The following is a 14,110-nucleotide window of genomic DNA, read 5'->3' on the forward strand; positions in this document are numbered from 1 at the left end:
ATGTCCCGCTCCGAACGCCTCTTCGCTCTCCTGCAAGCCCTCCGCCGTCATCGCCGGCCGGTGAGCGGGCGGGTTCTGGCGGAGGAGACGGGCGTCAGCCTGCGCACGCTCTACCGCGACATTGCCAGCCTCCAGGCGCAGGGTGCCGGCATCGAGGGGGAGGCGGGACTGGGTTATGTTCTGAAGCCCGGCTTTCTCCTGCCGCCGCTGATGTTTTCGCCGGAGGAGATCGAGGCTCTTGTCCTTGGCGCCCGCTGGGTGGCGAACCGCGGCGACGACCCGCTGCAGGATGCCGCCCGCAACGCACTGGCCCGGATATCGGCAGTGCTGCCGCCTGAACTGCGCGAGACGCTGGAGGCATCGCCGCTGCTCGTCGGTCCGGGGAATGCGCTTCCGGCAAGTTCGGTGGACCTTGCCGTTCTGCGGCAGGCGATCCGCACGGAGCGCAGGCTTTCCATCACCTATCGCTCGGCGGAGGGCACGGCGTCGGCTCGCGTGATCTGGCCCTTCGCGCTCTCCTTTTTCGACCATGCGCGGGTGGTGATCGGATGGTGCGAGCTGCGCGAGGCCTTCCGGCATTTCCGCACCGACCGGATCGATGCGGTTGAGGTGTTAGACGACCGCTATCCCAGGCGCCGTCAGGCCCTGTTGCGGGCATGGCGCGAGGCGGAAAACATTCCGCAGCAGCGCATGCTGCTGCCATAAACTGGCAGCAGGGGATGGTAGCTGTTTCCTGTCTTTCAACGACAGGAGGCTCCGATGAGCAACATCAACAGCGTTCTTCTCTATGTGGCGGATGCAGCGGCAAGTGCCCGCTATTATGCACGTCTTCTCGGCCAGGAGCCGGTGGAGGCGAGCGCGACCTTCGCGATTTTCGTGCTGCCGTCCGGCCTCGGTCTCGGCCTGTGGGGCAGGGAGGGCGTGGCGCCGGCTCCGGCAGCGGCCGGTGGCGGAAGCGAGATCGGTTTCAAGGTCGAGACCGTGGAAGAGGTCGATCGCCGTCATGCCGCGTGGCGGGAGAGAGGCGCCGACATCCTGATGCCGCCGACCGATCTCGACTTCGGCCGCAGCTTTGTCGCCGTCGATCCCGATGGCCATCGCCTGCGCGTCTATACGGTGACGGACAACTCCCGAGCCTAGCGGCCGCCGGATATAGGAGAAGACCGGTCAGGGTTTCCCCGGCCGGTCGGCAGAGAGCGCGGCTATTCTGCCGGGGCAGACTTGTATTCCGCGCCGCGATCGGCATCGAGGATGCTGTCGATGGCGATGAGGTCGGGCATCTTCAGGCCGTTGGCACCGCCGCGCGAGACGAGCAGGTAGCCGAGGTAGACGGCGCCGATGGCGAACATGATCGCGACATAGGACCACGGCTTTGCGAAGGAGGCGTCGCGGAAGATCGCCAGTTCGAAGGCAAGCCATGCGATGGCGAGGACGAGCACCGGAACCTCCCAGGCGCCGAGCGTGAAGCCCTGGCTCGGCGGCAGCTGGTGGCGCTTGGCCGCATACATCAGCACGGTCACCGCATAGATGATCGCCGGCAGCAGCGTTGCGGCGGAGAACAGCGAGAACAGTGCATCGGTCTGCTGCGAGAACAGCGCGAGGATGACCTGCCCGATGACGGCGACGAAGATGGTCGCGTTGACCGGCGTGTGCAGGGTCGGGCTGATCTTGTGCCAGAGCTGCCATCCCGGGAAGCGCTCGTCGCGTGACATGGCCCAGACGAGGCGTGTGCCGCTGAGAAGGATGACGAGGCCGCAGGAGAAGATGGAGATGACCACCAGAACCAGCAGGAAATTGCCGACGATAGGGCCGAGCACGCGTGTGATGACATCCGCGATCGGCGTTGCAGAGGCACCGAGTGCTGTCGGATCGCCGAGAAGGGCGGTGACGGCGATGAGGAACAGCATGCCGATGATGCCGAGGCTGAGAACCGCCTGCCACATCGCCTTCGGCACGACACGCGCCGGTTCGCGGGTTTCCTCGGCAAGGTTTGCCGCCGATTCGAAACCGACGATGGTGAAGGCGCCGAGCAGCGTGCCCATGATCCACGGGCCGGCCTTGGTCAGTTCACCGAAGGCATAATAGCCTTCCGCGCCGATCGTGCCCGTACTCGTCAAATTGGCGAAGTCGAGTTCGTTGTTGATGGCGCCGACCGCAAAGAGCAGCACGACGAGCCCGATCATGCCGACGAGCTGGATGGTGACGGCGACCGCGTTGAAGCGCTGGGTGAACTTCGTGGAGAAGGCGATCATCACGGCCTGGGCGACGATGACGAGGCTGGTGATCCACCAGGCGTTCATGGTCGTGCCCTCGTAGCCGAAGAGGACCGGCAGCACGGTGGAGGCGATGGTGTAGTCTACCGCGCAGAGCACGATGGCAAGGAAGGTGAAGCTGATCCAGCCCATGATCCAGCCGAAGACCGGATTGGAGATGCGCGACGTCCACTGGTAGACGTAGCCGGTCACCGGAATGCGTGCGGCGAGCGAGCCGAGGATGAGAGCGACCATCAGCTGGCCGACGACAACCACCGGCCAGGTCCAGATGCCCATCGGGCCCGATGTCGAGAGCATGGCGCCGTAGGCGGTGAAGATGCCGGTCGCGATCGAGACGAAGCCGAAGGCGACGGCGAAGGATTGAAAGGCGGTGACGTCACGCTTCAGCGTGTCGTGCTGGCTTGCGTGATGGGATGGCGCGGGCCGTCCCGTGGTGTTCTTGCTCATGGTTCCCCTCCTGTTTCAGGTTTGGTATGCGGTCAAGTCATGCGGGAAAGTCGCCCTCGGCCTCGCTCCAGAGGCTGACGCGGCGGTTGCGTTGCTTGAAGAAATCGATCTCGCGCGCGACGCCGGCGCTTTCTTTCCAGCCGTCGGCATCGATGACGATCAGCTCGTCCATCGCCTCCATGAAAACGGCATCGACCGGCCCCCAGAGCTTGCCGATGCCCGCCTTGTCGAGATCGGCAAGGTGGCCGTTGATCGGATGGGACATCGACACCTGGCTGAAGACGGCGCCGCCGCCCCGCACGATGCGGGCGGCCACGGCGTTCGACAGCGTGAAACGCTGTTCCACGACCGTTTTGTCGGCATGCCCGTAGGGGCATGCGAGAAAGATCTTTCGCATGTTCTAAGCTCCGGAAATGGTCTGTCTGTGGTCGAGGGCGTCACTGACGCCAGGCTCGAGCCCTCTCGATGGCGCGCGCGAAGCGCGCATGGTCGGCCGTGCTGACGGAAGCATCCGGCGTGAAGGTCTGCGCCGCCTTGCGGGCGCCGCTGACGTCGATGCCGCAGAGTTCGGCAAGGCCGAGCGCCGTCAGCTCGTGCATCGGCGGCACGGTGATCGACCGCCTGCTCGCCGAGGCGAGGAACTGGGCGAAATAGCTGCTCTGCGACAGGCCGCCGTCGATGGAGATGCTTTCACCGAGCGGGACGACCTGCGCGGCGGCCTCGATGAGGCCCACCGTCAGCATCGCGATGCCCTCCAGCACCGCGCGAACCATGTCCCGTCGGTCCGTTGCATGGTCCATGCCGATGAAGAGTGGCGCAGCCTGGCGGTCCCAGTAGGGTGCGGCAAGGCCGGAAAGCGCCGGCACGAAAACGATGCCGCGGCTGAGGGCCGACGGCCCCTCGAAGCTGCCGAGCTCCTCCATTGCCGAGAAGAGGCCGATATTGCGCGCCCATTCGAGCGCCGAGCCGGCATCGTAGACGCCGCCCTCGACGGCGAAGGTCGGCGCTTCGCCCTTACGATGCCAGGCGATGGTCGGCAGAAGGTCTGAAGCGGGCGGACGCCTGTCTCCGGTGACGGACAAAAGGAAGGCGCCGGTGCCGAAGGTGATCTTGCAATCACCGGGCTTGCGGCAATCGTGGCCGTAAAGAGCGGCCTGCTGGTCGACGATCGAGACCTTGACGGGCGTTCCGCCGATGGTCCCGAAGGTTTCGTTGACGGCGGCGATATCGGGAAGGCAGTGTCGAGGGACGCCGTGTAGGTCGCACATCTCCTCGCTCCAGCTGCCGGTGGCAAGATCAATGAGGCCCGTACGCGAGGCGGTTGCCAGATCCGTACGGAACGTGCCGCACAGCCGGTCGAGGAAGAAGGCGTCCGTCGTGCCGAGCCGCAGGCGGCCGGCCTGAAGCGCGGTGGAGACCGCCGGGATGTTCTTGACCAGCCAGGCGAGTTTGCTGGCGGAGAAATAGGGATCGAGCGGCAGGCCGCAGACGCTCTTGGAGCGTTCCTCCGCGGCAGGCGGCAGGGCGGCAAGGTCGTCCGCCGTCCGCGCATCCTGCCAGACGATGACAGGAGAGAGGGCCTTTCCGGTCTCTGCGTCCCAGGCAAGGCAGCTTTCGCCCTGGTTGGAAATGCCGATCGCATCCACCGGCCCGGCGCCCTCCAGCACGGCCTCGATGTTGCGCAGCAGTTCCTCCGGATCGTGCTCCACCCAGCCGGGTGCCGGATGGTGCTGCGCATGGCGGCGCGTGCCGGCGACCGTCCAGGCCCCGCCATCCTCGACGACGAGGCAGCGGGTGGACGTCGTGCCCTGATCTATGGCGGCTACCCGCATTATGATTCCTCCCTGAAACGAAAATGGACGTGCTGCGCCTGCGGCGCCGCCGCCGGAATGGGCACGAGGACGCGCCGCTCGGGCATCCAGGTGCCGCTGGCGTGCCACACTTCGCGCCCCTCCAGTTCAAGCGACAGGCGGCCCTTCGCGCGGCGCAGGAAGCGCAGCTGGAAGTCCTGGAATGCCGCAGGCAGAGAGGCCGCACGGCGCAGGATGTTCGGCACGACGAGCTTGACCGGATCGTCGAAGGTGACGGCAACCGGTTGTACTGCCTCCGGGTCGCGGCCGATATCCGCAGCCAACGAGCGCCCGATCGCGCGGCCTTCGCGATAGGCCCAGCCGCCGGTCTCGACCGCGCGCAGCACGTTGCCGGCAGCGAAATGCAGCGGATCGCGCGCGCGTCCATATTGATCGACCGCCGGGCCGTCGCTGCCGGTATCGACCCCGATAGAAGACTGCAGGAACAGCGCCGATTCCGGCGTGAACTGTCCCGTCAGCAGCACGCCGTCACAGGCGAGGGTTTCGAACTCACCGTTCCGGCGGATGGTGACGGCCTCGACGCGATCGCGCCCGATGATGTCGACGACGTCGGTACCGCGGTGGAACGGCACGCCGACCAGTGTGGGAAACCAGTGCAGGGGTGCCCGGGCAAGGGCATGGGAGCGCGGCTCTATCATCGCGACGGGCCTTGCCCCGTGGGTGAGGCAGGTCAGCACGGCCGACAAAGAGACGAGTTCGGATCCGACGATGAGCGGGCGGCGGAACGGCACGAGGCCGTGGAAGGCGATGTAGGCCTGGAGCGTGCCCGTGGTGACGACGCCGATCGGCCGGTCGCCGGAGAGCAGGCGCGCAGAGCGTGGCTTTTCGCGCGCGCCGGTCGTCACCAGGATGCGGCTTGCACGGAGGGTCTCGACGCCGCGGCCCGAGGTGACCGTGACGGCCCCACCTTCTTCCAGCCGCACGACGGAATGGCCCGTGCGGATATCGACGCCGGCCTTGGCGGCTTCCCGTTCGAGTTTGCGCCCATAGGCCGCTCCGAAATAGACGCGGCCGAATTCCAGCATGCCAAAGGGGGAATGGCTGCAGTGGCGGGTTGCGCCACCGAGTGCCGGCTCACGGTCGAGCAGGGTGACCCGCCCGGCGCCGCGCTTGCGCATCTCGATGGCTGCCGCGACGCCCGAGGGGCCGCCGCCGATGACGATGACATCCGCGTCGAACGGGCTCATCGGCTCTCCCCCGTTTCGCTGGCCAGTGGTGTCGCAAGCTTTCCGCGGGTCATCTCGGCAAGGCGTGCATTGCAGTAGAAGCCCTGGCAGCGCCCCATGCCGGCGCGCGTGCGCCGGCGCAGGCCGCCGAAATCGCCGGGCGGGACGGGGCTGTCGAAGGTCGCCTCGATCTCGCGGCGCGTGACCAGCTCGCAGTGACAGACGATCTCGCCATGGTCGGGGCGTTGCCAGTCGCGCTCCCGGCATTCGGCCAGATTGGGGACTGAGACCGGCGGAACCTCGGAAGGGTGTGCAAAATCACCGGCAAAATCCGAATACAGCTTCAGGGCGTGCTGCGCGAGGCCAAGAGCAGAGCTGAGGCCTGTCGAGCGGATGCCGCCGAGCGTGATGGCGCGCTTGTCGGGTCGCACGAAAACCCGATAGCCCTTTTCCTCGCTGGCGGGGCGTAGCCCGGCATAGACCGCCGTCACCGGAATACCGGCAAGGGCGGGCACGATTTCCGCCGCGCGGCGCAAGAGGGCGTCGAGCGTTTCCGTCTCGACCGTGGCGCGCACCCGGTCCTCCTGCTCCTCCGCCGTCGGGCCGACGAGCACGTTGCCGAAGGCGGTGGGACAGACGACGATGCCCTTGGTGATTTCCGTCGGGACCGGCAGGATGATGCGGGGGACATGGCGCGCGGCGGCCTTGTCGAGCACGACGAACTGGCCCTTGCGCGGCTTGATGCGGAAGGCCGCTTCGAAGCCGAGGCGGCTATCGACGATATCGCCGTAAAGGCCGGCCGTATTGATCACGCTGCCCGCCTCGATGATGCCGGCCGACGTTTCCAGCCACCAGCTCCCGTCGAACGCGCCTTTGAGAAGTTCCGCGCCGCGCAGGAAGATCGCGCCGAGCGAAACGGCCTGCGTGAGATAGGCGAGCGGCGCCGACCAGGGATCGATGACATGTTCGCCCGGCACTTCGAGGGCGCCGGCAAGGCGTTCCGACAGCGTCGGCATTGCGGCGCGCGCTTCGGCGCCTGAGCGGAGCACGACATCCGTGATGCCGTTTTCGTGCGCCTGGGCGTCGATGGCGGCCAGCTTGTCGGCCTCGAGGCTGTTCCAGGCGCAGACGAAGGCCGTTGTGGTGACGAGGGGCAGGTTCAGCGTGTCGCGGATCGCGAGATACTCCCGCCGGCCTGCGCGGACCAGATCGAGCTCGAGGCTGCCGGGCGGGGCGTCGAAGCCCGTATGCAGGATCGCGCTGTTCGCCTTGGACGCTCCGGAGAGAATGTCCGTTCCCTTCTCTATGAGCACGACCTTCGCACCGGCCAGCGCAAACCGCCGGGCGACCGCACAGCCCACGACGCCTGCGCCGATGATCGCGATGTCGAATGATCCGCTGATGGCGGGGGGAAGGGGCACTGACATTTCTCCCGTTCGGTCAATGATTGACTGAACGGTATTTAACGTTTGACCGAATGTAAAGCGGGATTGCGAGCCAGTTCGGGCTCTGCGTGACGAGAATCCCTGATTTTCAGTGCGTGCGGTGCAAGAGTAAAAACCTCAGGTTTTGACCGATCGGTCTCTTTTCGGTCATTGACTTGACCGATCATCGCGCTACAACGGGAAAGCATAGCAAACGAGTGGCTTTGCATTCGAAAACCGTTGCCGGAAAGGACCATTGTGAGGCCTGCGGATCGCCACGAAAAAATTGTGCGGCTGGTGCACAAGGCTGGGGAAATCAGTGTCGATGAGCTGGCCCAGACGCTCTCCGCTTCCCGGGAAACCATCCGGCGCGATCTCTCGAACCTCGATGCGATGGGGCGCCTGAAGAAATTCCATGGCGGCGCGCGGGTTCGCTCCACGCCATCGGTCGAGCCGGCCGTGGAGGGACCCTTCGCGCTGCGCATGGCGGAAAACCTCACCGCAAAACGACGGATCGCCTATGCCGCCGCCCGGCTGCTTGCGCCGGGGGATTCGGTGTTCATCGACACGGGCACTACGACGCTGATCCTGGCGGAGGCGCTCGTCGACCTGCCGGCGCTGGTCGTCATCACCAATTCCTGGAAGATCGCCGCGACGGTTTCGGCCAATGCCGATCACAAGGTCTTCCTGCTCGGCGGAGCCTATGGCGCGGATGCGGGGGAGACGCTCGGGCAGTTCGCTGTCGAGCAAGTGCGGAAGTTCCGCGCGCGCCACGCCTTTCTCACCGTCGGGGCGGTGGACCAGCATTCGGTCATGGACTTCGACGCGCAGGTAACGGAGGTGGCGCAGACCATGATCGAGCGCGCGGAGGCGGTCACCGTGCTGGCGGATGGTTCGAAATTCGGCAAGCACGGCATTTTCGAGGTCGCGCCCTGGTCCGCGCTGGACCGGCTGGTGACGGAACAGGAACCGCCGGCCTCGATCGCCGAGGCGCTGGCGGCCGCCGGGACGGAAGTCGTGATCGCCTGAGCGGGTAGACCGTGCCCCGAGCTGGGGGCACGGCCAAGCGGGCTCAGCCCGCCACGAGGAACCAGGAACGGCGCGCCTGCATCAGCCCCACGGCATAGATGGAGAAAGCAAGGACCGCAGTCGCGGGTGCCGAGAGTTCCGCATAGGCGCCGCCCCAGACATGGAGCGCGATGCCGACCGCGGCGGCGACGAACCAGGCGCTGATACCGAGCGGATTGAAGGCCGGCACATGGCTGGAGCGGTATTCGATGGCTGAACCCACCAGCGTGCTGTAGCGGTCGATCAGGATATGCGCCATGGCGACGGCGACCCAGGCGACGACGAAGATGCCCTGGTAGGCGAGGGCCTGGAGCAGGTAGGAGAAGACGTCGGCGAGCATCAGGAGATAGACGATGACGCCGACCGCGATCGCCCAGCCGACGCGGCCGAAGGGCAGGCGGCCGAAGAGCTGCACCAGTGCTTCGAGGTTGACGGCGGCGAGGTAGTAGTTCGCCGTGTTGATGCGTGTCTGCGTGACCCAGACGAAGGCGAGGCCCCAGATGCCCATGAGCTTCAAGAGCGCCAGCAGCACGCTGACCTCCGAGAGCGCGCCGAGATCCGGCACGGTGCCGATCATGAACATGCCGAAGAGGCCGCTCACCAGGAAGGCGACGGCGTAGAAGGGCGTGCCGAAGTTGAACCAGGCGTGATAGCCGGCGTCTTCCTGGCGACCGAAGCGGGCATAGTCGAAGGTGAACATCATCAGCACCCAGACGCCCATGTAATAGACGAAGCAGGACCACCAGCCGCCGGCCGGTTCGCCGGTTTCCGGGCCGAGGTTCAACCATTTGTCGCTGTAGCCGTATTCGCCGATGGCGAGCGCGACGGCGACGACGAGGCCGAGGATGTAGAAGGGCAGGAGCACGCCGTTGAACTTGTCGAGCCAGGTCTGGATGCTGCCGAAGATCAGGGGCACGCTGTAGAGCACGACGATGAGCGCGGCGACGGGATAGGAGATCGACGGCATGACGGTGTTGATGCCGACGGCGATGACCGAGCCTTCGAAGACGGCGTAGTAGATCGCCGTGGCGCAGAAGATCAGCGCTGCGAGCCCAGCCCCGACATTGCCGAAGAGGACGCGCGAGAACAGCGCGACGGAAAGCCCGGTGCGGATGGCGAAGCGGCTCAGCACCGCATTGACGACGCCATAGGCGATGACCGACAGCACGATACCGATGATGGCGTTGCGCGTGCCGAAATTGAGCGCCATTGCCGCGCCGACGACGATATAGAAGACGGCGCTGCACACGGCCCACCAGGCCATGGTCAAGGCGCCTTTCGGCATGCGCGCGTGCGGCGGGACCGCCACGTTGGAAAAATCCGAATTGTCGGCTTCGGTGGCCGATACATTGCCTGCCATCTTGTTCCCCTCGATTGTTGCAGGTGATGCGGTTCGACCGGCGACAGTGTCAGCCGGGCGGGCGATTGGGTGCGTATCTGTCTGGTGGCGAGGTGCTTGGGTCTGATCCGCCGGCTTCGGATTGCCGATGCGAAGGGGATCAGGGACCTCGGGGAAGCGTCATCGACATCGGTGCGTGCATTGCTCCTCCCCACGCATGTCCTCTTTGACCAGACAACGCTAGGCCGATTGCCTCCTTTTGAAAAATTCTATTTTTGCATGTTCTGCATCTGAAAATCAGAACTGCTCATTTGCTGCCATGGCCTTAAAAATCGCCTATTATACAGACGCTTAGGCGTATCTCGCCAAACGCATTTGTGGTTTCATTGGCGTGTATGCAAAGCGCCTTCTGTTTTTTTGATACATGGCCGCCATAAACCAGAAGGCGCTTTGCAACGGGACGTTTCGGGCGGCTCCGCTGGCGCAACCGCCCGCTCCGATCAGGTGCGTGTGAGCAGGTAGCTGCCGCTTTCATGCAGCACGCTCGTCCAGCCTGGCTCGATCACGATGGTCGTCGTCACCTCCTCGATGATCGCCGGTCCCTCGATGTGGGCGCCCGCGCCGAACTTCGCGCCGTCATAGATCGGCGTGGACGTCGCCTTGCCGGATTGGTCGAAGATCGCATCGCGGTAGCCTTTCAGGGCCGCTTTCGCCTCGCCGCCTTCGGCGAGTTTCGGCGGGCGAACCTTTTCGATGAGGCCGTAGACGGTGGATTCGAGGTTCACCACCTCGACCGCACTGTGGCGTTCGGCATAGGTGTAGAGTTCCTCGTGACGGGCGTGGAAGGCGTCCTTGACCTTCTCGATGGTCGTCGCGTCGATCGGGAAGGTGCCGATATCGACCGTGCATTCATGCACCTGGCCGACATAGCGCATGTCGATCGAGCGCTTGATGGCGATCGCGTCGTCGGCAAAACCGTCGGCCTTCAGATGCGAAACGCCCTTCTCCTCGATCTCGTGGAACAGACTGTCGATGCGCTGGTAGGCGGCAGCATTGTCGAGGCGCACCGGGGCCGGAGCCATATAGTTGTATTTGACGTCGGAAATGATCTGGCCGAAGGCGCAGAGGCCGGAGGCGAGTTTCGGCAGGATGATCGTGTCGATGCCCATCTCGCTTGCCAGCGCCGTGATATGCGCTGCCGTCGCGCCGCCCGCGCCGACCAGCACGAAATCGCGCGGATCATAGCCGCGTTCGACGGAGACGCGGCGGATGCCGTTGACCATGCTGTTGTTGACGATGGCGAACATGCCGTAGGCGGCCTGCTCGACGGAGATGCCGAGCGGCTCGGCGACCCGGGCCACTGCGGCGCGCGCCTTCTCGATGTCGAGCGGCAGCTTGCCGCCGAGCAGGCCCTCGGGATTGAGATAGCCGAGCACGAGGTTGGCATCCGAGGTGGTCGGCTCGGTGCCGCCGCGCCCGTAGCAGGCGGGACCGGGCTCCGAGCCGGCCGACTGCGGGCCGACCTGCAACAGGCCGAGCGGGTCGATCCAGCCGATGGAGCCGCCGCCGGCGCCGAGCGTCTCCACCTGGATCATCGGCACGCCGATGCGGTAGCGCAGGAAGTCGATGTTCTTGTTGAGGTTGGTCTGGCCGTTGCGCGTCAGCGTGATGTCGAAGGAGGTGCCGCCCATGTCGACGGTGATGACGTTCTTCTGGTCGAAGGGCGCGCCGGCATAAAGCCCCGCCTGCGGCGCGGAGGCCGGGCCGGAATTGATGGCATAGACGGAGCGGTCGGTCATCACCTGGCCGATCGCAAGGCCCCCGTTCGACTGGAAATAGCGCACCGGCTGCTTGGCGCCGAGTTTGCGGAAATAGGCATCGACGGCGGCGACGTAGCGGCGCATGACGGGTGCCAGATAGGCATTGGTGACGGCGGTGGAGGTGCGGGTGTATTCGCGCACCTGCGGGTAAAGCTCGCCGCCGACGGTCAGGATCGCGTCCGGCATCATCTCGCGTACGATCTCCGCGGCACGCCGCTCGTGGCTCGGGTCGAGCACGGACCAGACGAAGGAGATGGCGACGGTCTCGACGCCCTCCTTCAGGAACAGGCGGCAGGCCTCGCGCACGTCTTCCTCATGCAGCGGCGTGCGCACCGAGCCGTCGGACAGGATGCGCTCGCGTACGCCGCGGCGGAGATAGCGCGGCACGAGCATGGTCGCGGCGGGATAATCCGGGTCGTAGCGGAAACCGTCTTCCTTGTGGCCATTGCGGATCTCGATGGAATCCTCGTGGCCGGCGGTGCAGATCAGCCCCGTCTTGCCGCCGCGATGGGTGATCAGCGCGTTGAGGCCGACCGTCGTGCCGTTGATGCAGAGATCGCAGCTCGCGATGATCTCCTCGATCGGCTTCCTGAGATCGGCGGCGATGAGGCCGAGGCCGTTTTCGATGGCCTTGGTCGGGTCGGTGGGCGTGGAGAGCGCCTTGAACAGTTTTACCTCTCCGCTGGCGCGGTCGGCGATGACGAAGTCGGTGAAGGTGCCGCCGGCGTCGATGCCGAGACGGTAGGAATGCAGGGTCATGTGGGATCTTCCTTATTCGCTGGCGCGCAGCCGCGCGGTCTCGGCGGTATCGACGGCGAGGGTTTGCGGGTTGGCGAATGCGACGCCGTAGTCTGCGCGCGCACCCTCGATGGAGACGAGGCCGTTGCGCACGTCCCAGACGACTTTCTCCACCGGCCGCTCGAAGGGATTGCCGTAGCCGCCGCCGCCCGGATTGAGGTTGGTGATGGTCTGGCCCGGCTTGATGGTTTCAATGATGTTCTTGCGCTCGACCTCGACCTTGCCGTCGCGGCGCAGCTCCACGCGGCCGACCTTGGTGTCGACCATCGCCGATTTTGCGCCCGCCGCGCCCATGGCGGGAATGCGCCGGCCTTCGCCGAAACCGATGCACAGCATGTCGCCGTTGAGCGGCTCGACCTCCCAGGCGGTGCCGGAGCCGCCGCGGAATTTTCCTGCGCCGCCGGAATCGGTCATCAGGGAGTAGCGGTGGATGACGATGGGGTAGGAATATTCGAGCAGTTCGACGTCGCCGGAGGTGAGCGCGCCGAAGCAGCATTCCGGGCCGACGGCGTGCCAGCCGTCCTGCTTGGGCGTCGCGCCGCCGCCGGAGATGATGGTGGCGAGCACCATGGTCACGAATTCCTCGTTAGTGCGGGAATCGCGGCCGGCAATGTTGAGGCCGTTGGCATGGCCCCAGGAGGCGGAGACTTTTGAGGGCATCGCCTTTTCGAAGGCGAGGCGCACGGCGTCGGTCAGCGTCTCCATCGGCGTCGTCGTGCAATTCATGTGCGGGGCGGGTTCCTGCGCGTTGCAGAGCGTGCCCTTCGGCCCGAAATCGAGGCTGACGCAGCGATAGAGGCCCTCGTTGTAGGGTGGCGGCAGGGCGGCGAACATCATCAGGCCGAGATAGACGCCGGAATGGGAATTGCCCTCGTAGGAGTTGATGAAATAGGGGATCTGCGGCGGGCTCGCGATGGCGATGTGGCAGCTATCGCCCGTGACCGTCACGGTCGCCTTGATCTCGAAATCGCCGAAACCGTGGCCGGCATCTTCCAGGATCGCGGACCCCTCGTAGGTGCCGTCGGGCACGGTGGATATCAGCGCGCGCATGTGCCGGTCGGCCATGTCGAGCAACGTGTCGACGCAGGCGTCCACCTGCGCCTTGCCGTATTTGTCGAGCATGGCGATGAGGTTGCGCTCGCCGACCTGGCAGGCGCCGATCAGCGCCCGGAAATCGCCCTCCTGGTCACGGCGGGCGCGCATGTTGGTGAGGATCATGTTGAGCACGTCGTGGCGCGGCGTGCCGCGGTCCCAGATTTTGACCGGCGGAATGCGCAGGCACTCGGCGTAGATTTCCGTGGCGTTGGGGTTGTAGCCGGCCGGAACGGGGCCGCCGATATCGGTGAGATGGCCCTTGCAGACGGTCCAGTAGACGAGTTCGCCCTTGTAGAAGACCGGCTTGTACATGCAGGTGTCGATGGCGTGGCTGCCGCCGAAGGCCGGGTCGTTGTGCAGGAACAGATCGCCCTCGTGGATGTCGTCGCCGAAGAACGCGGCGACCGCCTTCATGGCGGGAATGAGCGAGCCGAGATGGATCGGGATGTCCTGGCCTTGCAGGATCATTTCCGGCCGGGCGTTGAACAGCGCCGTCGAATAGTCGTGTGCCAGGTTGAAGACCGACGAGCGGGCCGTCTTTTCGAGCGCGAGCGTCATTTCACGCTGGGTCGTCTCGAGCATGCCGCGCACGACCGACAGGGTGATCGGGTCTACCTTGGAAGTCTGGGTATGATTCATCGTGTTCACGCTGGTTGAGGGCGAGAACCGACGGCCTGGAAACCGTTGGAGGTGCTGATGTGACTGTTCCCTTAAGCCGCCGGTATCTGTCGCACCGTTGAAGCCGGGGTCAATCTAGGCAGAGTTTTCCGCTTCGGTCTTTGCAGTGCGGGAACGACAAATTGCGCTGG

Annotated in this window: 11 protein-coding genes; 3 read left to right on the plus strand and 8 right to left on the minus strand. The window is 65.4% G+C overall.

Going from position 1 to position 14,110, the window contains the following annotated elements; all coding sequences use genetic code 11:
- Together AKG11_RS16950 and AKG11_RS16955 are read left to right on the plus strand one after the other, a co-directional pair.
- A complete protein-coding gene (locus AKG11_RS16950; RefSeq protein WP_023513341.1) occupies nt 1-705 on the plus strand; it encodes a helix-turn-helix transcriptional regulator in 705 nt (234 codons plus the stop codon).
- A gap of 54 nt (nt 706-759) precedes the next feature.
- A complete protein-coding gene (locus tag AKG11_RS16955) occupies nt 760-1,140 on the plus strand; it encodes a VOC family protein (RefSeq protein WP_050744720.1) in 381 nt (126 codons plus the stop codon).
- A gap of 62 nt (nt 1,141-1,202) precedes the next feature.
- Here the strand turns inward: AKG11_RS16955 and AKG11_RS16960 are convergent, their stop codons facing one another.
- Genes AKG11_RS16960 through AKG11_RS16980 form a run of 5 tightly spaced genes read right to left on the minus strand, consistent with a single transcriptional unit; the run spans nt 1,203 to nt 7,202 of the window.
- Nucleotides 1,203-2,720: an amino acid permease gene (locus AKG11_RS16960; RefSeq protein ID WP_023513343.1), complete on the minus strand. Its 1,518-nt coding sequence runs from the start codon at nt 2,718-2,720 to the stop codon at nt 1,203-1,205.
- 37 nt (nt 2,721-2,757) lie between these two features.
- The gene (locus tag AKG11_RS16965; protein ID WP_050744721.1) at nt 2,758-3,117 is read right to left on the minus strand and encodes a DUF1937 family protein; all 360 of its coding nucleotides are present in this window, start codon (nt 3,115-3,117) and stop codon (nt 2,758-2,760) included.
- 40 nt (nt 3,118-3,157) lie between these two features.
- Nucleotides 3,158-4,552: an FGGY family carbohydrate kinase gene (locus AKG11_RS16970; RefSeq protein ID WP_050744722.1), complete on the minus strand. Its 1,395-nt coding sequence runs from the start codon at nt 4,550-4,552 to the stop codon at nt 3,158-3,160.
- Nucleotides 4,552-5,778 carry an NAD(P)/FAD-dependent oxidoreductase gene (locus AKG11_RS16975; RefSeq protein ID WP_050744723.1) on the minus strand — a complete coding sequence of 409 codons (1,227 nt, stop codon included), beginning with the start codon at nt 5,776-5,778 and terminating at the stop codon, nt 4,552-4,554. Before AKG11_RS16975 ends, AKG11_RS16970 begins: the two co-directional genes overlap by 1 nt.
- Nucleotides 5,775-7,202: an NAD(P)/FAD-dependent oxidoreductase gene (locus AKG11_RS16980; protein ID WP_371260115.1), complete on the minus strand. Its 1,428-nt coding sequence runs from the start codon at nt 7,200-7,202 to the stop codon at nt 5,775-5,777. Before AKG11_RS16980 ends, AKG11_RS16975 begins: the two co-directional genes overlap by 4 nt.
- 237 nt (nt 7,203-7,439) lie before the next feature.
- Here AKG11_RS16980 and AKG11_RS16985 point away from each other — a divergent pair, with 237 nt between their 5' ends.
- The gene (locus AKG11_RS16985; RefSeq protein ID WP_050744966.1) at nt 7,440-8,210 is read left to right on the plus strand and encodes a DeoR/GlpR family DNA-binding transcription regulator; all 771 of its coding nucleotides are present in this window, start codon (nt 7,440-7,442) and stop codon (nt 8,208-8,210) included.
- A 43-nt stretch (nt 8,211-8,253) separates the two neighbouring features.
- Here the strand turns inward: AKG11_RS16985 and AKG11_RS16990 are convergent, their stop codons facing one another.
- The 3 genes from AKG11_RS16990 to AKG11_RS17000 form a co-directional block, all read right to left on the minus strand.
- Nucleotides 8,254-9,609, minus strand: coding sequence for a purine-cytosine permease family protein (locus AKG11_RS16990; protein WP_050744725.1), 1,356 nt, complete (start codon nt 9,607-9,609; stop codon nt 8,254-8,256).
- A 479-nt stretch (nt 9,610-10,088) separates the two neighbouring features.
- Nucleotides 10,089-12,167 (minus strand): caprolactamase subunit alpha, encoded by a 2,079-nt coding sequence (locus AKG11_RS16995; protein WP_050744726.1) that lies wholly within the window; start codon nt 12,165-12,167, stop codon nt 10,089-10,091.
- Nucleotides 12,168-12,179: 12 nt separating this feature from the next.
- Complete coding sequence (locus AKG11_RS17000; protein WP_050744727.1) at nt 12,180-13,940, minus strand: caprolactamase subunit beta; 1,761 nt, start codon at nt 13,938-13,940, stop codon at nt 12,180-12,182.
- Nucleotides 13,941-14,110: the final 170 nt, after the last annotated feature.

It is taken from the genome of Shinella sp. SUS2 (assembly GCF_001262505.1).
Lineage (GTDB): Bacteria > Pseudomonadota > Alphaproteobacteria > Rhizobiales > Rhizobiaceae > Shinella.